At 38.3% G+C, this 23,800-nt stretch carries 15 protein-coding genes; 14 read left to right on the top strand and 1 reads right to left on the bottom strand.

Going from position 1 to position 23,800, the window contains the following annotated elements:
• Positions 1–86: 86 nt before the first annotated feature.
• The 14 genes from BCELL_RS18805 (at position 87) to BCELL_RS21800 (ending at position 21,333) form a co-directional block, all read left to right on the top strand.
• Positions 87–1,142, top strand: a complete 1,056-nt coding sequence (locus BCELL_RS18805; RefSeq protein ID WP_041808414.1) for an LLM class flavin-dependent oxidoreductase — start codon at positions 87–89, stop codon at positions 1,140–1,142.
• A 358-nt stretch (positions 1,143–1,500) separates the two neighbouring features.
• Positions 1,501–2,088 carry a glycerol-3-phosphate responsive antiterminator gene (locus tag BCELL_RS18800; RefSeq protein WP_013490370.1) on the top strand — a complete coding sequence of 196 codons (588 nt, stop codon included), beginning with the start codon at positions 1,501–1,503 and terminating at the stop codon, positions 2,086–2,088.
• A gap of 138 nt (positions 2,089–2,226) precedes the next feature.
• Complete coding sequence (locus BCELL_RS18795) at positions 2,227–3,594, top strand: alkaline phosphatase family protein (RefSeq protein WP_013490369.1); 1,368 nt, start codon at positions 2,227–2,229, stop codon at positions 3,592–3,594.
• Entirely contained in the window at positions 3,557–4,489 is a 933-nt protein-coding gene (locus tag BCELL_RS18790; protein WP_013490368.1) for a carbohydrate ABC transporter permease, read from the top strand. Before BCELL_RS18795 ends, BCELL_RS18790 begins: the two co-directional genes overlap by 38 nt.
• A gap of 11 nt (positions 4,490–4,500) precedes the next feature.
• The gene (locus tag BCELL_RS18785) at positions 4,501–5,340 is read left to right on the top strand and encodes a carbohydrate ABC transporter permease (protein ID WP_013490367.1); all 840 of its coding nucleotides are present in this window, start codon (positions 4,501–4,503) and stop codon (positions 5,338–5,340) included.
• Between the two features lie 41 nt (positions 5,341–5,381).
• Complete coding sequence (locus BCELL_RS18780; protein ID WP_013490366.1) at positions 5,382–6,716, top strand: ABC transporter substrate-binding protein; 1,335 nt, start codon at positions 5,382–5,384, stop codon at positions 6,714–6,716.
• Positions 6,717–6,735: 19 nt separating this feature from the next.
• Positions 6,736–7,542, top strand: a complete 807-nt coding sequence (locus BCELL_RS18775) for an HAD-IIA family hydrolase (protein ID WP_013490365.1) — start codon at positions 6,736–6,738, stop codon at positions 7,540–7,542.
• Between the two features lie 529 nt (positions 7,543–8,071).
• On the top strand, positions 8,072–9,124 hold the full coding sequence (locus tag BCELL_RS18770; protein ID WP_013490364.1) for a LacI family DNA-binding transcriptional regulator: 1,053 nt from the start codon (positions 8,072–8,074) through the stop codon (positions 9,122–9,124).
• A gap of 32 nt (positions 9,125–9,156) precedes the next feature.
• On the top strand, positions 9,157–10,452 hold the full coding sequence (locus BCELL_RS18765; RefSeq protein ID WP_013490363.1) for an extracellular solute-binding protein: 1,296 nt from the start codon (positions 9,157–9,159) through the stop codon (positions 10,450–10,452).
• A gap of 80 nt (positions 10,453–10,532) precedes the next feature.
• On the top strand, positions 10,533–11,840 hold the full coding sequence (locus BCELL_RS18760) for a sugar ABC transporter permease (protein WP_013490362.1): 1,308 nt from the start codon (positions 10,533–10,535) through the stop codon (positions 11,838–11,840).
• Positions 11,840–12,682 carry a sugar ABC transporter permease gene (locus BCELL_RS18755; protein WP_013490361.1) on the top strand — a complete coding sequence of 281 codons (843 nt, stop codon included), beginning with the start codon at positions 11,840–11,842 and terminating at the stop codon, positions 12,680–12,682. The genes BCELL_RS18760 and BCELL_RS18755 overlap by 1 nt, the downstream gene beginning before the upstream one ends.
• Before the next feature lie 28 nt (positions 12,683–12,710).
• Positions 12,711–15,089 (top strand): glycoside hydrolase family 31 protein, encoded by a 2,379-nt coding sequence (locus BCELL_RS18750; RefSeq protein ID WP_013490360.1) that lies wholly within the window; start codon positions 12,711–12,713, stop codon positions 15,087–15,089.
• A 321-nt stretch (positions 15,090–15,410) separates the two neighbouring features.
• Positions 15,411–17,951 carry a pullulanase-associated domain-containing protein gene (locus BCELL_RS21805; RefSeq protein WP_013490359.1) on the top strand — a complete coding sequence of 847 codons (2,541 nt, stop codon included), beginning with the start codon at positions 15,411–15,413 and terminating at the stop codon, positions 17,949–17,951.
• A 436-nt stretch (positions 17,952–18,387) separates the two neighbouring features.
• On the top strand, positions 18,388–21,333 hold the full coding sequence (locus tag BCELL_RS21800) for an alpha-amylase family glycosyl hydrolase (protein ID WP_013490358.1): 2,946 nt from the start codon (positions 18,388–18,390) through the stop codon (positions 21,331–21,333).
• 613 nt (positions 21,334–21,946) lie between these two features.
• Here the strand turns inward: BCELL_RS21800 and BCELL_RS18735 are convergent.
• Positions 21,947–23,800 (bottom strand): coiled-coil domain-containing protein, encoded by a 1,854-nt coding sequence (locus BCELL_RS18735; protein ID WP_041808412.1) that lies wholly within the window; start codon positions 23,798–23,800, stop codon positions 21,947–21,949.

Raw genomic sequence — 23,800 nt, 5'->3', positions numbered from 1 at the left:
ATAATAAACACAATGACACGTGAAAAATATTGTGCTGCAACTAACAATAAAGTGGCAAACTAATAGTAGGAAGATAGGTGAATCCCATGGAAAAATATCGTATTAATAAAAATAAAGGGCTGGAGTTTGGAATATATACGCTAGGAGATCACTTGCCGAACCCTGTGACAGGAGAGAGAATATCGGCTCAGGAGCGTATAAATGAAATCATAGAATATGCAAAGCTTGCCGATCAAGCAGGGCTAGATTTTTTTAGTGTAGGAGAAAGCCATCAAGCATTCTTTGCTACGCAAGCACATAGTGTCGTCCTTTCGGCAATAGCTCAAGCGACTAATCAGATAAAAATAGGAAGCTCCTCTACGATCATTAGTACCTCTGATCCTGTAAGGGTGTATGAGGACTTCGCGACGATTGACTTAATCTCCAATGGACGGGCTGAAATTGTAGCCGGGCGTGCATCGAGAATTGGTTTGTTTGAATTGCTAGGCTATGATGTTCGGGATTATGAAGCACTATATGAAGAAAAATTTGATCTGTTAAGAAAAATAAATGAAGAAGAAATAGTCAATTGGAGTGGTGAATTTCGAGCGCCATTACGAGACGCAGAAGTGATACCTCGGCCGAAACAAGGAAAAATGCCCATTTGGCGTGCTGTTGGAGGATCACCATCAAGTGCATTGAAAGCGGGAGCGGTTGGTGCACCAATGTTTATGGCCCATTTAGGTGGACCTGTCTCCGTATTTAAGAGAACGGTAGATGCGTACCGACAAGCGGCAGAGCAAAGCGGCTTTGATCCGACAGAATTGCCAATAGCTACAGCTGGATTTTTCTATGCTGCTGAAACTTCACAGCAGGCAATAGAAGAAATGTACCCGCATATTAATGAAGGAATGAAGCGAACAAATGGCCAAGGATTCCCACAACAAAGCTTTGCACAAGGGATTGACACACAAAACGTCATGAATGTCGGAAGCCCACAACAAATCATTGAGAAAATATTGTATCAGCATGAAGTGTTTGGACACCAACGCTACACAGCACAAATTGATTTCGGCGGCGTACCATTTGAGCGACTACAAAAAAATATTGAAATAATCGCAACAGAAATTTTACCAGCAATAAGAAAATATACAGCGAAGTAGAGTGCCAGCATTCTACAAATGACAGTTTGCTAAAGCATAACTAGCAGAAAAACAACCTGCTAGTTATGCTTTTTTGTGCTAAGCGTATGATCACTGTAAAGAGTAAATGCTACCATAAAACAAAGACAATCAAATTTAAAGGTAATAATAGCGCACCAATCCTCTCAATAGAAAAATAGAATACACAAAGTTCACCAGAACAAACATTTTAACAAGAAACATAATTAATAGATATTCTAGTGTAATCAAACTACTCCACACATTCACAAAGTTTACAAAAGCTTTACTGTCCCTCAATTTAGAGTTAACAATGAGATGATAGGATTATAGATGTAGAAGGAGTAGGAAGGAGTTACTGATGACGCTTTTACATATGATTGGAAAGAAGCCTATCATTGCTGCTTTAAGGTCGCCAGAGGATGTGTCAATGGCAATTAACAGTCCGGTAGACAATATCTTTTTTATGGGTGGTAGTATTAATGAAATCATAGATGCAGTGAGGTTGGCAAAGGCAGCTAACAAAGGAGCATTCATACACGTCGATTTAGTTCGTGGTTTGTCTAGTACAGATGTAGAAACGATAGCATTTATCTCTAACCACGTGAAGGCAGACGGGATTGTGACTCCGAAAAAGCATTTAATACGTGAAGCAAAAAAAGTAAATCTATATGGTGTTTTACACCTTTTTACATTAGACTCTGTTGCTTTGAGTAACGGGTTTAAGTCAATAAAATCTGCAGAGCCTGATGCAATTGAGCTTATGCCTGGTGTTATACCGAAGACAATTGAATTTTTTAGTAACGAGCTTGAAGAGATTCCGATCATAGCGAGTGGTTTAGTACAGACGGAAGATGAAGTGAGAGCTAGCTTGGAGGCTGGGGCTACATCCTTATCGGTAAGTGCAAAGCATTTATGGAACCTTCAGTTTCAAGATATTTATGTTTAATTACAAATGTAATTTTCAGTGTGATAGCGAGTGATGAGAGAAAGCAACTACACTGGAGAAGCGACAAATGCTTATTTGTTGTTTTTCTCCTATACACGTTGCTCTCTCTCTTTTTTTATAAAAAAGGAGGAATTAAGGATGAGAGCTCAGAGAGAGAACAATATCGTAATCGTCAGCATTGATGGAATGGCGCAATTTTATTTAGACGAAGGGAAGGTAGACTTGCCTAATATTCAAGCACTGATAGAAAAAGGTACTGTTGCAAAAGGGATGAAAAGCATTTTTCCAACAGCGACGTGGGCGATACATACAAGCTTAGTAACAGGGTGTTATCCGAAAAAACACGGTGTGTTAGGGAATTGGGTGATTGATCGGACTGTTCCAAGAGTGGGGGAGCACTTTGGTGATAAAACATGGACAAAGGAAGAGTCTGTGTTAAAAAAGACATTTTATGATGTGGCCAAGGAAAAAGACTGGACGACAGCATCGATCTGCTGGCCGAAGACGAAGCTTGCACCAACTATTGATCATAACATTCCAGAGTTTTATGAGCAGGAGCTTTTTGAATTATTTTCCTCTGAACAGCTTTGGAAGGAATTAAAGGCAAAGCAATTACCAGTAGAAAACTATGGAGTCTGGAGTAAGGATCATTCTCGTGGTCATATGCAGGATGCGTTGACAACTGATATTGCGAAGCACCTCATTGAAGAGCATCAGCCTAACTTAATGATGCTGCATTATCTACTGCCTGATAGTTATCAGCATGATTACGGTACAAGATCAAAAGAAGTATATTGGTCTTTGCAATTTATTGACGAGCAAATTGGGAAAGTCATAGATGCTTTGAAAGAGAAGGGGTTATGGGATAGAACAAATATGTTTGTCGTTTCTGATCACGGTTTTGTTGATACATCGTGGAGTTTTTACCCTAATATTCTTTTCTATCAAAAAGGATGGTTTGACCCTTCAGACTTTAGAACAAAGACGAAGGTGGCTGCGGTATCAAATGGTGGATCAGGTTACGTGTACGTCAAGGAAACAGACGAAGTAAAAAAACAAAAACTCATAAAAGAAGTGCATGCGCTTTTAGCAGCGACAGAGCATGTGAAAGCAGTATATGAACTTGAACAGTTCGGTGTTTTAGGATTACCGGTAGAAAATGAATTAGATGATCACCGTCCAGATCTCGTATTTGAAATGGAGAAGGATTGCTTCATCCATTATGGTTTTGAAGGTGAGGAGGTTATACAAAAGCAAGCTAAATTTAAGGGGATGCATGGGTATTCACCAGACTTAGAAGAAATGAAGGCAGTCTTTATTGCAAGTGGTCCTGCTATAAAGGAAGGGCATGTAATTGAAGAGGTTCGTGCCATTGATCTTGCACCGACAATAACGAGGTTAATTGGTGAAAAACTTCATGATATAGATGGAACGGAGGTAGAAGGAATTTGGAAGGAGGAGTTGACGGTTGGAGACTACAACAACGGTTACGTTAAAACAAAATAAGGAAAGGCGTGCAATAGGGTGGCGAATGAAATGGAGAAAGACTATTCCATATTGGTTTTTACTCCCGGCATTTAGCTTATATGCAATCTTCTTTGTACTTCCGTTCATTTTCGCACTGTATTTAAGTTTTCATGAATGGAACATGATTAATCCAGACATTGTTTTTGTTGGGCTAAACAACTACGTAAGTCTTTTTAACAATGAAGTGTATTGGATTGCACTTAGAAATACAGGTCTTTATGTACTGATGACAGTACCGATTTCCCTAATAGCAGGTTTAGGGTTTGCAATTATAATAGAAAGTCTGAAACGAGGGAAAGTACTGTATCGGCTTTTGTTTTTCCTGCCTGTCGTTAGTTCAATAGCGATTATGGGAATAGTGTGGACCCTCATGTATAATCCGCAAGTTGGAGCAGTGAATACGATCTTAAAGAATTTTGGTATTCATGGCATTCATTGGTTAAATGACCCGAGAATTGCGCTTATTGCAGTCGCATTAGTAGGGATCTGGAATTCATTTGGCTACAATGTCATCCTGTTTATTTCCGGCTTGAAAGGTATCGATAAGTCGTTGTATGAAGCTGCTGCATTAGATGGTGCAAACAAGTGGCAATCATTTAAAAATGTAACAGTACCAATGCTTTCACCAGTGACGTTCTTCGTTTTTGTCATGAGTATGATCGCATCGTTTCAAGTGTTTACAACAGTACAAATCATGACTAAAGGTGGACCAAATAATGCAACAAATGTATCAGTGTATCACATTTATCAAGAAGCATTTCAGTTTTTCAGTATTGGGACTGCAACAGCTTCTGCAACGGTATTACTGGTTGTTGTCATTGTATTTACGGTTATTCAGCTCGTCATTGGAAAAAAACTTGTTCACTATCAATAGGAGGTCAATACATGAGTAAACAATCGTTGCCGTTGAGAGGTACGGCCGGAGAGAGTGGTAAACATTTGTTTTTACTAGTAGCTGCCTTCATTACATTAATACCAATTTTCTGGATGTTGGCGACATCAGTAAAAACACCTTCAGATGTTTTTTCAGGTAATTTGTTTATCCCATCAACCTTTAGCTTGGATGGTTATAGGCAAGTTTTTCAAGAAATTCCGTTTTTACGTTGGTTTTTAAATAGTAGCATCATTACTGTTATCCAAACAGGTGGACAGCTTCTCGTTGCCATTTGTGCTGCTTATGCTTTTTCACATTTTCGTTTTCGGGGAAGAGAGCTTTTATTCTTCTTCGTACTCATGACGATGATGATTCCACCGCAAGTCGGGATGGTACCAACGTATATGATCATTAACCAAATGGGTTTAGTAAATTCGTTTGCGGGTGTTATTTTACCACAGCTAGCAAGTGGATACGCAATATTTTTATTAAGACAGACATTTTTAACGATACCAAAGGATCTTGGTGAAGCAGCAAAAATCGATGGCTGTAATCCGTTACAAATAATGTGGCACGTGTATGTTCGTTTATCGTTTACCGTTCTAGTGGCACTCGGGTTGATTTTGTTCGTTAATAATTGGAACGACTATCATTGGCCACTTCTCGTTTTATCTGATAAAGAGCTGCAAACATTACCTGTTGCTTTTGTTCAGTTTCGAGAAGAGCATAACTTAGATTGGGTACCAACGATGGCAGTTGCTACATTAGCGATATTGCCAATCCTACTACTATATTTAATCGCACAGAAAAAGTTTGTTGAAGGTATGACGCATACTGGTTTAAAAGGGTAACCCTTATCCTTTTACATAAAAAAAATTGGAGGTAATGAAATATGAAAAAGAATATTTACTCATTTTTGTTGTGTTTGATGATGGTTTTCGTATTAGCAGCATGTGGCAACACTTCTGAAGGAGCAAGTAGTAATGAAGCAGACGGTAGTAATGATCAATCTTCATCGTCGGACGTTGAGACCTCATCGGAGTCCAGTGATGCAATAGAAATTGAGTTTATGCATATGCACGGTGGTGATATCGTTGAGCGTCTTGTTGAGCAGTATCACGAAGCGCAAGATGAGGTTCGTGTGAAAACGACTTTTGTTGAGGGTTCTTATGAGGGGATTGTTGAACAAGTTCAAATGCGAGCAACAACAGGGAGTCTTCCGGACGTCATTACCAATGGACATGTGTATACGAGGTTTGCGATTGATACGTTACCAGTTATCTCATTACAAAGCTTTATGGATGAAGAAAATTACGATACATCAGATTTCTTTCCATCGATGCTAACGCTAGGTCAAAGTGATGATGGGGAGCAATATGGTATGCCATTTGCCGTCAGTACCCCAGTTGTTTACTTTAATGAAGATCATTTTGAAGAGGTTGGACTCGACCCAAATAATCCTCCACAAACTTGGGATGAGCTTCGTGAAGCAGCAGAAAAATTAACGTTTGATGATCGATACGGAATCTATTTTGATTATCAAATTACTGGAAACTGGCTGTATCAAGCGATGGTAGAGACTGCTGGTGGACAAATGATGGAAGAAGATTTATCGGGGGTAGCCTTTGATACGGATGCTGGAAGAAAAGCACTACAATATTGGGTAGATCTTGTAAATGAGGATAAATCAATGCCTAATATTGATAGAACGCAAGCGTCACAAAGCTTTTTATCAGGTAACACTTCTATGTTTGTAACGACAACAGCTTCATTGACGAGCTTTAGAACACAATCAGATTTTGAAGTTGGAACTGCTGTTTTTCCAACGGTTGATGGGCTACCACGGGTAGTACCTGCCGGTGGAAACAACTTGTTCATGCTTTCTGTTGAACCAGAAAAACAAGCGGCAACTTGGGATTTTATGAAATTTGCTGCTTCTGCCGAGGGAACAACATTTATTGCACAAGAAATCGGGTATATGGTCACTCGTCAAAGTCCATTAGATGAAGCGAGCCTCATGGGAGATTTCTTGGAAGAAGTTCCTGCTGCTAAGGTAACATATGACCAAGTAGATGAAATGGTACCATGGTATAACTTCCCAGGTTCTGCAGGGTCTAGAGTATACCAAATTGTTCAGGACAACATACAAGCTGCACTACTGCAACAAAAAACGGTTGATGAAGCTATTACAGATGCCGCGAAGCAAGCAAATGAATTGTTAAACTAGTAAAAGGAGATACAAACCATTGAATGAATCACTACTTCTAGAAAAGAAAGTTTTCCTCTTTGATTTAGACGGATGCATTTATCATGGGCATAGAGCATCTACACGAGCAGCAGAATTAATTGCATTTTTAAGAGGGGAAAATAAACAAATAAGGTTTATTACGAATAATTCAACAGATAATGCAATTGACATTCAAGATAGATTATTAAATATGGGTATTCAAGTTGCAACTGAGGAAATTATAACTGCAACAGATTATATTGGCTTATATTTAAAAGAACGATTTGGTGAAATTAAGGTTAAGGTAGTTGGAAGTATTGGATTAAAAAAAAGTATTATTCACCACGGGCATGTAGTATTAGATGATTTTAGTCATGAGCGAGCAGAAGTGATCATTATCGGACGTGATGTTACCTTCTGCTATGAAAAATTGAAAATGGTTGTGAATGAGGAAAAACGTGGTGCAATTATTCTTGGAACAAATATGGATGCAGCGCACCCTGGACTGAACGGAGAAATTGTACCTGAAACTGGCTCCTTAATCGCGGCAATTGAAACAATTACTAGTAATCCAATCATGACATTTGGAAAGCCATCTCCTTACTTGTTTACTTATGGAATGGAGTCTTGCGATGTGAAAGCGAGTGAATGTGTCATGATTGGTGATAACTATGATACAGACGTCGTTGGAGCAATGAGCTTAGGCATTAGTTCCGTCTGGTTAACCGATGTTTCCATAAATGCCTTAAAGTATGAAGCAAGTGACACGATTAAGAAAATTGTAAAGTTTAAGAGTATAGAAGATTTCTATATGGCGGTAAGATAAAAAGAAAATAAGTAGATATGAAATCAAAGTAGTCATAGGAGAAGAAACGCTCTTAAGGCTACTTTTTTAAAGAATTTACAGAAAAAATAAATTTCTACTTGTCAAATATCAAATCTATGCTATAATTTGATTAAACGTTTAACTAGTCTTAATTCTTTTAAACTTCAAAATGTAAGCGGTTTAGAAAATGTTGCAAAAAAAGGATTCATAAATTATATTTTTTTACATAATGATTAAACGTTTAATCAAATAATCCTTATTTTATCAAATTATGAATGTATAACTAATAATTATTGTAAAAAAAAGGTAGATTTATAACTGGGAAATATAGTTATAAATTTTTTCTCCCTTTGATTAAACGTTTAATGAAAATGTGACTATTTTTGATAACTTAAAGTAGGGGATAAATGTTCTACTTTGTTGAAAAACGATGAAAAATAAAGAATAAGAAATAATTAACTTTGTTTCATCTTTGTATTCATTTATACTTTGATTAAACGGTTAATCAAAGTATCGGAGGATGATTGTGATGGGTAATTTTATGAAGGAAACTATTAATATCAAAGATGTAGCAGAACGAGCAAATGTATCTATTGCGACAGTTTCGAATGTCATTAATGGAAAAGGTCGTGTGTCAACAAATACTATTTCTAAAGTGAAGAAGGTAATAGAAGAGTTGAATTATTCACCGAGTATGTCAGCTAGAAACTTAAAGACTAAAAAATCACACTTGATTGGGGTGATTGTCCCAACATCAATGCCAGGTCGTTTGCAGGACAATCCATTTTATTGGGATTTAGTGACAGGTATAGAGGAAGGCGCTCGAGACAAGCAGTTCCACGTTATTTTGATGGGAGTAGCTGATGGTGATGAAAAGGGTCTTTCGATAGTGAAGGAAAGACAATTAGACGGATTGATTGTAGTTGGGGGATATGAAGGGTCGCTGACAGTAGAGCAAATTAGAAAATTAAATGTGCCTTCAGTATTTATGGATAGTTATATATCTGACCCTGATCTTTATCAAGTTTGTATTGATGACAAGCTAGGAGCTTATCAAGCAACAAAACATTTAATTGATTTAGGTCATGAAAATATCGCGATACTTCTAGGTGATATTCCATATGAAGAGTCTCATAGATACGGTGTACTTCATGAACGCATACTAGGTTATAAAGAAGCCTTGGATGAGAAAGGGATAGCATTTGATTCTCAACTGATTATTTCACTCCCTACATCCATGGAGGGTGGTTACAAAGCAGCTAAAGAAATAGCAAAACGAAAAGAAATCACTGCTGTATTTTCTTTTTCCGATGTCAGTGCTATGGGCTTATTAAGAGGGTTTGATGAAATGGGGATAAATGTCCCAACAGATATTTCTGTAGTGGGTTTTGATGACTTGTTTTTATCAGAATATACTAGTCCTCCACTAACTACGGTACATCAAGATATAGTTGCTAAAGGGCAAACAGCTATTATGCATCTATTAGATCAAATTGAGAATAAGAGAATGATCAATTATCGAAAGGTGGTGTTGCCAATAGAAATGAAGGTCAGAAAGACGACGAGCTCAGTCCAGTGCTAAAAAAACAATTATTAACAGGGGGATAGTTTATTATGTTAAAAAATAAAAAGTGGAGTCTTATTATTAGTTTGATAGCTTTAACTCTTTTATTAGTTGCTTGTGGACCAGATCGAGATGATGTAGACACGCCAGCAAATACGGATTCAGATGATAATGGCGAAACAAGTGAAGGGACAACAGAAGAAACAGATCCTGAAGAATTAACAATTTGGGTAAACGATGAAGAGCATGAAGTTGCAATCGTTACAGCACTTACAGAAGAATTTACAGATGAAACAGGTGTGGCTGTTAATGTCGTACCGATGGGGATGGGTGACCAGGAGGACGCTATTTCTCTAGATGGCCCAGCCGGTCGAGGACCTGACTTATTTTATCAGCCAGGTGTAGGTAGCTTATCTTTAAGAGGGTTAGTTCAACCGATGAATGTTGATCAAGCGATTTTAGATGCCTATTCTCCAGGGTCTGTTGAGGCTTTAAGTTATGAAGGTGAGATTTACGGACTTCCTGCGGTAGTAGAATCTATTGGACTTTATTATAATACTGAGCTTGTACCTGAAGCACCAGAAACAATAGAAGATTTGGAAAGAATTGCACTTGAACTAACTGACGCATCAAATGATGAGTATGGTTTCTTGTATCCTGCAGATGATTTCTATTTTTCATTCCCATTTATGGCTGGGTATGGCGCCTATATTTTTGGTGAAGATGATGGCGTTTTTGACCTTGATGATATTGGTTTAGCAAATGATGGAGCAGTTGAAGGCGCTTCCTTAATTCAAGGCTGGTTTGAAAGCGGTATCTTACCACAAGGTGTTGATGGCGATGTAAGAAGTGGTCTATTCAATGATGGTAAAGCAGGTATCGTAGTAGATGGACCATGGGCAATGCGTGATTACCAAGAAGCTTTAGGAGAAAACTTAGCTACTGCTCCTTTACCACAGCTTGACAACGGTGAGTATCCAATTACTTTCTTAGGAACAAAAGGATGGATGCTATCCCAGTATAGCGAACAACCAGAATTAGCAACAGAATTAGCGATTTTCTTAACAAACGAAAGCTCCTTAACGAAATTATTTGAAGCGACTGGAGAAATGCCTGCTAATAGTGAAATTTTAGCAAGTAGCCAGCTACAAGATGATCCATTGTTAACTGGATTTGCAACACAACTAGAAAGAGCAGAGCCATTTCCACCTGTACCAGCACTTTCTACTGTTTGGGACCCAATGGCTGATGCACTTCAATTCATCACACAAGGCGATGACGTTTTAGAAACATTGGAAGAAGAAGTAGATGTGGTAAGACAGGACATTGATATGAATTATAGATAACAATTTCTCTGATAGGAAAAAGAGGCGGTCAGTTTCCGCTTGCCGTCTCTTTTTTATCGTTATAAGGAGGGATACATAGGATGAAACCTGAGGAATCTCGAGAAAAATTGAAAAAAAACAGGCAAAATCATAGTCCTAACATTGCAACAATACTGTCCTTTATTCCAGGCTTTGGGCAGATGTATAACCGAAGATTCATTAAAGGATCGATTATTTTTGTATTGTTTTTAGCGTTTTTAATTGTATTTCATGACTTTTTGAATATTGGATACTGGGGACTATTCACTTTAGGGGAGATTCCAGGTGTTGATGATTCAAGAGTTTTATTAAGTCAAGGGATTATTGCACTTATCATCACAGCGTTCGCATTAACATTTTATGTAGCAAACATTGTAGATGCACGGAAGGATGCACAAAAGATTAAAGATGGTTGGGAAATAACCTCAATGGGAGAAGCCTTTCGTAACGCATGGGATAAAGGGTTCCCGTATTTACTCGTTGGGCCAGGTCTCTTTTTATTAGTTTTTGTTGTTATATTTCCGTTACTATTTATGGTTTTTTTAGCATTTACAAACTATACACTGATGAATGCACCACCAGGCAGACTTCTTGAGTGGATAGCCTTCGACAACTTTGCAAATTTACTTACTAACCCGATGTGGAGGAATACATTTTTCTCCGTTCTCTCTTGGACGTTAGTTTGGACATTAGTTGCGACTACCCTTCAAATTAGCCTTGCAATGTATTTAGCGGTAATCGTAAATGATGCAAGAGTGAAAATGAAAAGGCTGATAAGAACAGTTTTGATACTCCCTTGGGCAGTACCTGGATTCGTTACTATTCTTGTATTTGCTGCATTGTTTAATGATAATTTCGGTGCGATAAATCGAGATATTCTTGAACCGATTTTTGGTCAAGGGGCACCGTGGATGAGTGATCCGTTTTGGACTAGAACAGCACTTATTGCTATTCAAACTTGGTTAGGGTTTCCTTTTGTCTTTGCTTTATTTACAGGGGTACTTCAAAGTATATCCCACGATTGGTATGAGGCAGCAGATATTGATGGTGCAACCCGACTTCAAAAATTTAGACACATTACATTCCCACATTTAATGTTTGCGACAGCACCACTACTCATTATGCAATATGCAGGGAATTTTAATAACTTCAATATTATTTACTTATTTAATGAAGGTGGTCCTGCAGTAAGAGGGCAAAATGCAGGGGGTACCGATATTTTAATTTCATGGGTGTATGATTTAACCTTTGAGTCACAACAGTACGGTATGGCAGCAGCTATATCCCTCATACTCGGATTAATCGTAGCGACTTTCGCCTTTTTCCAATTTAGAAAAACAAGATCATTTAAAGAGGAGGGGAAAATATAATGAGCAAAAAATTAAAGAACGTTTTAGAATTAACAGTAATATACGGAAGTATTTTAGTGATGTTTGTTATTATCCTTTACCCTCTTTTATGGACATTTGGCATATCGCTTAATCCAGGAACGAGTATGTATGGTGCTTCTATGATTCCGGAAAACTGGTCATTTACACATTATGTATGGCTTTTTACAGACCCAGCAAGTAATTATTTGACATGGTACAAAAATACTTTAATCGTTGCATTTTCAGCTTCATTACTATCAACGATCTTTGTTACTTTAGTAGCCTACGCATTTTCAAGATACCGTTTTGTAGGAAGGAAATATGGGATTTATGCTTTTCTATTACTACAAATGTTTCCGGTATTAATGGCGATGGTAGCGATTTATATCATTTTAAATTTAGTAGGATTATTAGATTCTTTACTAGGACTGATTTTAGTTTACGTTGGTGGAGCCATTCCGATGAATGCGTTTTTAGTAAAAGGCTATTTTGACACGATTCCTAGAGAGCTTGATGAATCTGCAAAAATCGATGGAGCTGGTCATTTTAGGATTTTATTTCAAATTATGCTACCACTAGCTAAGCCAATTCTCGCAGTTGTTGCATTATTTAACTTTATGGCACCATTCATGGATTTTATATTGCCAAGAATATTATTAAGAAGTCCAGAAAACTTTACGCTAGCACTAGGGTTATATAACTTTGTAAATGCCCAGTTTGCAAATAACTTTACAAGATTTGCTGCGGGAGCTATATTGATCGCGATTCCGATTGCAATTGTCTTTTTAGCACTTCAGCGCTATTTAATCAGTGGCTTAACCTCAGGGGCTACGAAAGGATAAAACATCACATAAAGGAGGAGGAGCCTTAATGGAAGATACAAGTTTCGCAATATTACCAGAAAATAAAAAGCATGGAAGTAAAGTTAATTATCAAAGCTTAGGTACCGTTAAATCCTACAATATAGAGAATAATGCAGTAGTATTTCAATGTGATAACGGCTATGTCTCCATATTGTTTTATAGAGACGATATCGTTCGTATCATTATGAATCATAAAGGTAGACCAAGTTATCAATCAAGCTTTGCTGTAGTGGGAGAGCGTGAACAAATTAAGCCTCATATTACAGAAGGTGAAAAAGAACTTCGAGTTGCAAGTGAGAAACTTACGCTTGTTATAAAAAGAGACCAAGTCTCCATTTCTATTTTTGATCATCATAAGAAGTTACTAGTGAAAGACGATCATGTAGGAATGGGATTTAATGATAAAAACGAAGTGATCTGCTATAAGCAAATGGATGCCGAAGATCATTTTTACGGATTTGGTGAAAAAACGAGCTTCCTAGATAAACGTGGCGAAAAGATGACAATGTGGAATACCGATGTGTATGCGCCACATAACCCAGAAATAGATTCACTCTATCAATCTATTCCATACTTTATGACGGTTCGAAATGGTAAAGCTCATGGCATTTATTTTGACAATACATTTAAGACTGTTTTCGATATGAAAACTTCTGATGACACATACTCTTTTTCTGCGGAAGGCGGACAGCTAGATTATTATGTATTTGCAGGGCCATCGCCGAAAGAGGTGGTTGCACAGTTTTCTGAGCTAACAGGGAAAATGCCACTTCCACCAAAATGGGCATTGGGCTATCATCAATCTCGCTATAGCTATGAAACAGAGGAGGAAGTGAGGGATGTTGTAAATACATTTAAGGAAAAAGACATCCCTTTAGACGCCATATATTTAGATCTACATTACATGAACGGGTATAGAGTTTTTACATTTGACGAAGGAAGGTTTCCGAACCCGAAAAAGCTTCTACATGATTTAAAAAATCAAGGTGTCCGTGTTGTGCCAATTGTAGATCCAGGTGTAAAGGTCGATCCAGAATACAACATTTATCAAGAGGGAGTTAGAAACGATCAATTCTGTAAGTATATAGAAGGAGACATTTATACTGGTGATGTTTGGCCAGGAGAAAGTGCATTTCCTGATTTTACAAACAGCGAGGTTCGTCGTTGGTGGGGAAAAAATCATCAATTTTATTCTGATCTAGGAATTGAAGGTATTTGGAATGATATGAATGAACCAGCTGTATTTAATGAAACGAAAACGATGGATATAAAGGTCATGCATGATAACGACGGAGACCCAAAAACACATCGTGAACTTCATAATCTTTATGGCCTGCTAATGGGAGAGGCAACTTATGAAGGGATGAAAAACCATTTGAAAGGGAACCGTCCATTTTTACTCACGAGAGCTGGATTTGCTGGGGTACAAAGATATGCGGCGGTTTGGACTGGCGATAATCGCAGCTTCTGGGAGCACCTTCAGATGGCAATTCCAATGTGTATGAATTTAGGTATTTCGGGTGTGCCGTTCTGTGGTCCGGATGTTGGGGGATTTGCCCATGATTCCAACGGCCAATTACTTGCTCGTTGGACACAATTTGGAACATTTACTCCTTTCTTTAGAAACCATAGCGAATTAAATTCTATTCATCAAGAGCCATGGATGTTCGGAGAAAAATATGAAGCGGTAGTGAAGAAATATATTCAGGAGCGCTATGTCTGGCTACCTTATTTATATACTTTATTCCAAGAAGCGAGTGTTACAGGTGAACCAGTCATGCGTCCACTAGTACTAGAATATCCAAACGACAAAAATACGTTTAATTTATCAGACCAATTTCTTATTGGTGCAGACGTCCTTGTTGCCCCAATCACAACACCAGATACGTACCATCGTGTAGTTTACTTACCTGAAGGGAATTGGGTCAATTATTGGACGGAAGTGAAGCTTGAAGGTGGAAAGCATCACCTCGTCCAAGCGGCGCTTGATATACTTCCTATTTTTGTGAAAGAGGGATCAATTCTTACACATGGAACAGTAAAAAGCTCTACAGAGGCAAAGGAAACGGAGCTGAAGGTGCACATCTACGTAACTGATGAAGAGAAAAGCACATTTACGTATTACGAAGACGATGGCAAATCCTTTGAGTATGAGCGAGGCTCTTTTTATCAATGTAGATTTGAAGCGAAGCTAGAGAAAAATCGGTTGGACATATTAACTCATGTTGAGCATGATGAGTATCAACCAGAATGGAAAAATGCTGTCTTTGTTATTCACGGCATAGTAGAAGATCTCGAAGTATTCGTAAATGGAAATGTGCAAAACAATAGCAAACGACTCGCAGACAATAAATTGGAAGTAAAACTAGGTCGGAACGAGTTTTAAGATCGATGCGAGTAATGTAGTCATTTAGAGAATTAGAAAAAGCAAGGGCAATTATAGAGGGAACTGAACAAGTCTGTCTTTACTTTTTCAGACCCTCAAATTATATAGGAAGAGTCTAATTTATCCTTCTTTTATTACCTTTGCTTTTTCTTTAATTTGAAATGAAAGGGTTTTCAATCGGTAAAGTGATTGTCCCTGAATCTTCGGCCTTGGTTTTCATCATACGTACTTATTTTTCACTACAACAAAGGGGGTGGTCCTTTACATTGAATGTCACGACCATTAATTGTAGCTAACTAATAAGAGGAGTGAGGAATATTGATGAAGAAGAAAAGCAAACGTTACTTAGCTATGAGCTTAGTAGTTATTATGTTATTAAGTTTAATGCCATCATTTTCGACAGCACTGCTTGCCAATGCACAGGAGCAAGATGATGTAGAGGTTGTAGAAACGGATATCCCAGAGAATCACCTACGCGTTCATTTTGAAAGTGGAGACCTTAATGTTGAGGACTTAAGATTATGGGTTTATGAGGATGTGGCAACATGGTCTGAAGAATTAGGTAGTTGGCCAAATGGGATGGTATTTCCTGAAGGACAAGCTACAGACTACGGGCCATATGTCGATATAGAACTAGCAGAAGATCCAGAGTTGGTAGAGTTTATTGTAATATATGAAGGTGATCATTTATTAGGTTCTTCTATAAAAATAAATATGATCTCAGAAGAGATGAATGAGGTTTGGGTATCTAGAGAAGGTGATGTTTCCCTTTATGAGCCGGTCGAACTAGAGGAAAACCATATTCGAATCCATTGGTATAATGAAGAAGGTATATATGAGCCATGGGGATTGTGGTTATGGGGAGATCTAGTTGAAACTTCAGAAAGTAGAGGTGGATGGCCAACAGGTGCATATCCATTTTCTGATGATCAAGTAGGAAAGTATGGCGCGTACATTGATGTTGAATACAAAGAAGCTGCTAATGTAATTAGATTCTTGTATGTGAACCGTGAAACGGAAGAACAGTTTGGAGAAGTTTCGTTTTCAGATTTAGGGAACCATGATCAAATATTTGTTAACGGTGAAGATAATCGTGCTTATACAAATCCATACTATGTAAGAGAAGTAGTAGAACAAGTCGAGACGAACGCAACGATACCAGAGTGGTCAAAAAATTCCGTACTTTATGAAGTTAACGTTAGACAATACACAGAAGAGGGAACGTTTGAGGCGTTTGAAGAGCATCTTCCTCGATTACAAGAATTAGGTGTAGATATTCTTTGGTTTATGCCAATTCATCCAATATCAGAAGAGAGAAGAATGGGAGAATTAGGGTCTTATTATGCTGTACAAGATTACACAGCAATTAATCCTGAATTCGGGACAATGGAAGACTTTCAAAGATTAGTTGATACCGCTCAGGATATGGGATTTTATGTCGTGTTAGACTGGGTTGCAAATCATACTGGTTGGGATCACGCATGGATTGAAGAAAATCCAGAATATTATGAAAAAAATGATGATGGAGATATTACGCATGTAGAAGAATTCGGATGGACGGATGTTGCACAGCTTGATTACTCTAATGAAGATATGCGTCAGGAAATGAAAGAGGCCATGTTGTATTGGGTGGAGGAAGTTGGCGTTGATGGATACCGAGCAGACTATGCGACAGGCGTTCCTAAAGATTTTTGGGAAGAAATTAGTGCAGAATTAAATGCCATTAAGCCAGTGTTCATGTTAGCGGAAGACAATATGAGGTATGACTTTTTAGAAGAAGCCTTCTTCGTTAATTGGGGCTGGGCATTCCATCATATCATGATTGATATAGCAGATGGAAGCAGTGACAAAAGTGATGTAATTTCACATTTTGAAGAAGCAAAAGAGCTGTATCCTATTGGAACTTATCCAATGCAGTTCCTAACGAGCCATGATGAGAATTCTTGGGAAGGAACAATTAATGAAACATTTGGTGACGCTGCGGATGCAATGGCTGCCTTATATTTTACGGTTCCAGGTATCCCACTCATTTACTCTGGGCAAGAAGCTGGTCTAGATAAGCGTTTGAATTTCTTTGATAAAGATGAAATCGATTGGAGCGACTTGTCTATGCAAGCGTTCTATCAAGACTTGATTCAATTGAAAAAGGATAATGAGGCATTGTGGAATGGCGCTGCTGGTGGTGATATTGTCTTTTTAGATACATCAGATGACCATCTTTTAGCCTTTGAAAGAGAGATGAATGGTAATAAAGTTGTTGTCATGATGAACTTGTCTGATAGTGATGTTTCAGGAACGGTTCATGCTGGTTCAACAGCAGGAGAGTATGTATCTTATTTTGAAGGTACGGAGTTTGTTTTAGAAGAAACGCATTCGTTCGATTTTGCTGCGTGGGAATATATCGTTCTAGCACCAGGTCAGGAAGAGGGAGAACCAGAACCGACAGATCCAGAAATTCCGGTCGATGTAGAGGATGAGCTGCAGCGATTAAAAGATTTAATAAATGAATTACAGGAAAGAAATGCAGAATTAGAAAAAGAAAATGAAGCAATTACAAAAGAATTAGAAGAGCTTAAAGCAAGGTATGAGGCGTTAGAAAAAATGCTATCTGAGCGAGATAGTCTGATAGAGGAATTAGAAAAAGAATTGGAATCACTTCGTGGTGCTACATCTGATGGAGACGATAGTAGTCAAGAATCAAAAGAAACGTCGTTAAGTAGCGATAAAGATACTAATAAAGATGGCGGGGAATTACCAGATACTAGTACATCTATGTACAATGTCTTATTGATAGGTTCTATGTTATTCCTTGTAGGAGCAGGATTGTATTTATTCAATAGAAAAAAAGCACTTGTTAAATGACATAAGATTAGCTTGATGTTCGTGTTTAAACATGACAAGTGAGGTACGGAAAAAGGGCGTTTTAGAGGGCTCGTAAGAAAGGATCAAATCGACCTTTTCACTCTCTTGGTGTTTCCTTTTTCTGACCTCATTTAACGAACTATCTAAAGAGTAGCTTTCTAGTTACGTAATAGCCAGCCTATCCCTGGAAAGCGTTTTTGTTAAAATTACAGCATTAAAGGAACAAGCAAGTATAAGGAAAAGTTGGAGCTAATTATGCAAACGTTTGCACTGTTGTAGGGACAAAGGATAGAGGGAAACGAACGTTTTGTGTATTAACCGAGGTATAGAACGACAACAAGGGAGGTGGTTGTCGCATACTAGTGTACTAGTTTAGTTCAAACTGAGATTTTGGATTTTTATGAACACTTAAATTAACTAAGGGAGTGGAAGGATATTGCTGAAGCGTAAAAACAATCGTTACTTAGCTATTAGTATGATTATTATTATGTTGTTTACTTTGATTCCTAAATTTTCTCCAACACCATTTGTTAATGCGGAGGAGCATGAGGGACAGTCGGATATTCCAGAGAATCATATACGTGTTCACTTTGAAAGTGGAGAACTTGAGATTGCTAATATAAGGTTATGGATTTACGGAGACGCAGCAACCTGGTCTGAAGAGTTAGACAGCTGGCCAAATGGGATGGCTTTTCCAGAGGGACAAGCAACTGACTACGGACCATATGTAGATATTGAGCTTATCGAAGATCCTGAGTTATTAGAAATGATCGTGTTATATGAAGATACGGAATTACTAGATTCCTCTTTGAAAATTGATATTATTTCAGAAAATATGGACGAGGTTTGGATATCTAGAGATGGTGACATTTCCCTTTATGAACCAGTGGAGTTAGAGGAAAACCATATTCGAGTTCATTACTACTCAGAAGACGGCTCTTATGAACCATGGGGATTATGGTTATGGGGAGACGTATTAGAAATGTCCGAAGATAGAGGCGGTTGGCCAATTGGAGCACAACCTTTTTCTAATGATCAAGTAGGGAAACATGGGGCATATACTGACGTTGAGTATAGAGAAGATGGTACTCATATTCGTTTCTTGTTTGTAAATATGGAAACGACTGAACAGTTTGGTGACTTTACGTTTGAAGACTTAGAAAATCATGATCAAATTTTCATTAACGGAAGAAATAATCATATATATACGAATCCGTATTATATAGATGAAGAGGAAGAAGAAATAGAGTATAAGGACGGCGAGTATGATATCACCGTTTCTGGAGAAGTTTCTTCTTCATTGAACTATAATGAAAATGCTGTTTTATCGGTGGATATTGAGAACAATGATGACGTAGGAATTAATGAAATATTCATCGATCTTACTGAATTAGGTGGATCAAATAAGAAGCAAGTAGTTTCATTTAATAATAGAATATCAATTTCCGTTCGTTACGATATTGAACCAGGTGAGAAAACAATTCCAATAACAGTCGTTGATGAAGATAACGGAACGTATCACACCACAACAACGGTTCAAGTTGAACCGCGTCCAGAGAAAAATGGTGACTTTGACTGGGATGAAGCGATTATTTATTTTATGCTAACAGACCGTTTTTATGATGGTGATCCAAGCAACAATGATCCATACGGTATCGGTTATGAAAATTACGACAATATCCGTGGTACTTATCAAGGTGGAGATTTTAAAGGGATTACGAAAAACCTAGACTATTTGGAAGATTTAGGTATTAATACTATTTGGATCACGCCAATAGTGGAGAACATTGGCCATGACCTCGGTTCTGTAGATACACCAGAGGGCAGTCCAGGTGCATTTTTTGGCTATCATGGGTATTGGGCAAAGAATTTTGAAGAACTTAACCCACATCTTGGTACATTAGAAGATTTCCATGAACTAATTGATTCAGCAGCTGAGCGTAACATGAAAATCATGGTCGATGTTGTTTTGAATCATCCAGGATACGGCCTAAAGATGGAGGATGCTCTACCTGAAGATGAGCGTCCAATTGGCTATCCGACAGACGCTGATCGTGAGCGGTTCGAAGGGATGATTCGAGAAAGACCAGGATCTAATGATTTAACGATGGAACTATCCTATTTACCTGATTTTATTACTGAGGACCCAAGCGTGAGTGAAACACTGATTGATTGGCAAACGAGCTGGATAGATCGTGCTACAACGGAAAATGGTAATACGATTTCTTACTATCGAGTAGACACAGTGAAACACGTAGATGATGCTACATGGCAACAATTTAAAACAGAATTAACATTGTTGAAACCTGATTTTAAACTAATTGGTGAGTCTTGGGGTGCTGGGCAAAATAATGATCATGGCTACCTAAATACGGGAACAATGGATTCGCTACTAGACTTTGAATTTAAGGGAAGTGCAAGGAGGTTTGCACAAGGGCAACTGGAAAGCGTCAACCAAGATCTGATTGAGAGAAACGCAATAATTGACAATACGGCAACACTAGGACAGTTTCTTGGAAGTCACGATGAAGATGGTTTCCTTAGTCATCTAGTCGATGGAAATGAAGGAATGCTTAAAATAGCTGCAGCGCTTCAAATAACAGCTAAAGGGCAACCGGTTATTTATTACGGCGAGGAGCTTGGTCAATCTGGTGCGAATAACTGGCCACAATATGACAACAGGTATGACTTAGATTGGGATAGTGTTGAGGATAATCACATTCTAGAACACTATCAAAAGCTATTGTCATTTAGAAATGATCATTCCCTCATTTTTGCAAGAGGTGATCGAAGTCAAATAGCAGGATCAGATGAAGAAGAGTTTCTTGTATTTGATCGTTCGTTTGAAGGAGAAAGTGTGTTTGTTGGTTTAAACGTTTCGGAAGAGGTGCAAGAAGTAACACTCGAGGTTGAATCTGGTGCTACAGTAACAGATAGCTACAGTGGAGTAACGTACGAAGCGGATGGAACAGAAGTAACTGTAAGTATTCCAGCGATGGCTGACGGAGGTACCGTTCTATTAACTGTAGCTAATGAAGAACAAGATTTACCTGAGGATCCACAAGACGAAGACAAAGATGAAGAAAAAGATCCTAATGGGGAAGAACCTATACAAGACGAAGATGAGGAACAGCCAAGAGAACAGGAAGACACAGATTCTGAGGAAGACAAAAAGTCAGAAGATTCGGATTCGGAAGTAGTGAAGGATGATTCGGATTCTAAACTTGATGAAGAATCAGGTGAAAAAGCTGGAGAAAAGCTACCAGATACTGCAACAAACACTTATACAGTAATGTTAATGGGGCTTGTACTGCTCTTATTAGGTGGAGCAACATTGTTCGTGATAAGAAAAAAATCAGTGAAGGAACAATCAGAGTTATAATAAAGTGAAAATTAAACTATGGCGGTGGAAATGCTGCCACGCGTAGTAGTGAGCACTGAAAAAGGTCGAAATTTACCTTTTTCAGTGCCTCAAAGCAATGTGCGTAGTCGTTGCAATCTTTTAAAAGACTACTATGAGTGGTTTTCTCATAGTAGTCGCGCAACGAACGAAGCCATTGCCAGTACTTTCTACCATTTATGAGACAACCTCTTTATAGAAAAAGAAGTAAAACTTGGCATCATTTCTTCACCGCTTCTAAGAAAAGACGTAATAACAGCTTCACGAAGCTGTTATTACGTTTTTCATAAAAGATAAGAAATTTAAAACTTGGCGGTGGAAATGGTGCCACGCGTAGTAGTGAGCACTGAAAAAGGTCGAAATTTACCTTTTTCAGTGCCTCAAAGCAATGTGCGTAGTCGTTGCAATCTTTTAAAAGACTACTATGAGTGGTTTTCTCATAGTAGTCGCGCAACGAACGAAGCCATTGCCAGTACTTTCTACCATTTATGAGACAACCTCTTTATAGAAAAAGAAGTAAAACTTGGCATCATTTCTTCACCGCTTCTAAGAAAAGACGTAATAACAGCTTCACGAAGCTGTTATTACGTTTTTCTTATCCAAAAAACAAATCCCAGAGCTTTTGCCAAAAGCTTTTTTCTTCTTCTTCCTCAGTTGTTTCTTCTGCTTCATCCATGGAGATGTTTTCTGTTCGTATTACGAATTGAACCGAGTTGATTTCGTTGTTGTCTGCAGAGACAAATGACACTGGTTCGAAATCAGATCTGTCGAATTCGGCGATCATTTTATCGATTTCTTCCTTCATTTGATCAGGTAATCTGTTTGTTGATTCGTACAATTCGTTTGTGCCATCGTACAATTCACCAACACCAGATTCTAGTTCATCTGTTCCATTAGACAATTGGACGATACCTGAGTGAAGCTCGTTGTACCCGTTTGAAAGCTCAGCGACACCGTTAGTATAGCTTAACAATCCATTATGAAACTCGTTATAGGATGAGGAGAGCTCCGCCATCCCTTCTTCTAGTTGCGTGAAAGAGTCTGTGATGTCTGCCAGGTCCATATCCTCTAAAGCTGACTCTAACTCGACAGAGACTACCTTTAGAATTTCACTTACTTGCTTTGATGAAGCTGCCATTTCGCCAAGCCTCGTATCGACGGTATCTAAGCCTTCTTTCAGGCGGTCATATGTGCCGCTCGCTTGACGAGCAGCATGATACGTTTCGACGAGCTGATCAATAATCTCTTCATCTACACCACTTTCATATAATCTCTCTATATCTTCATCAGAAATATCATACTCAGGAATGTTTTGCATTGCTTCGTCTAAGCTAGCGTACGCCTCTGAATATGTTTCGTGGATAGAAGCGAGCACATCTGCAGTTTCATCAATGCCGTTTGCTAGCTGAGATAGGCTATTTGGCAGCTGCTCTAATTCACTCATATCGATAATTTCAAAATCAAAATCAATCGTGTTTTCTCCTACTGCTTCATTTATGGTAGCAAGTGCCTCATTAATCATCGCTGATCCATCAATGAGCTCAGTGGAAGCATCATTAATTTCTGTCATCCCACCTTGGAATTCCGCCGAACCATTTCGAAGCTCAAAAACACCGCTATTTAAATCTATGACGCCATTATTTAAATCAAAGACACCTTCATTGATTTGCCTAATTGCATCTGTCAGTGATTCCATGTCGCCAGTCATATCATCCATATCTGGTCCATCAAAGGACATGTTGTACGGGACAGCGGCAATCTCAATACCTTTCATTTCAAACTCCGTGACGTCAGCTTCTACAACGAATTCTCCGTCTTCTTCCGGCATGCCAGTAAAGGTAATTTGCTTGTTTTTACCGGCATTTGCCATCGAAGCATCTTCTGCTTCAATGTTTCTAAATAAATCTGTATCGAGTGTTAACGAAATTTGCAATAAATAGTTCTCATAAAACGTCGTCTCTACACCTTCGTTTGCAGTCGTCTCTATTTTTATTTGAACGTGCCCGTCTTTTCCAGGGAGCGATGCGGGATCAATTTCTTCACCATCTAAATAATAGGAAATCGCAAAGTTCCAAGGGAGGCGCTCGTTTTTCATATTCCCTTGATAAAAGAACTTCCCTTCAGGAGCATCTAATTCTATTTTATTGCCTGATTGCTCAATGGTAGATAAATTCGTTAAATTTTTCACGCTCGTGTAATTGCCGTAATCGATGATCGTTCCAGGCTCTAACACTTCGAATATGTTAACGACATAAATCTCTTCCATTATGCCATTTGGGCTTAACGCCGCATAAACGACTTCATCCTTTGACGTAAATGTACCGCTTGCGGGGTTATTCTCTTCAGATGCAGTTGTGCTTATCGTTTCGCTTGTTGCAGCACTCACTAGAAATGACGGCAAGACAAGCACAGCGGCTAAGAAAACGAGTAGTATTTGTTTTTTTCTCAT

Origin of the sequence: Evansella cellulosilytica DSM 2522 (genome assembly GCF_000177235.2) — a bacterium.
Taxonomy (GTDB): Bacteria; Bacillota; Bacilli; order Bacillales; family Salisediminibacteriaceae; genus Evansella; species Evansella cellulosilytica.
The sequence above is the reverse complement of the archived record's forward strand: the minus strand, read 5'-3'. Positions and strand labels throughout refer to the sequence as shown.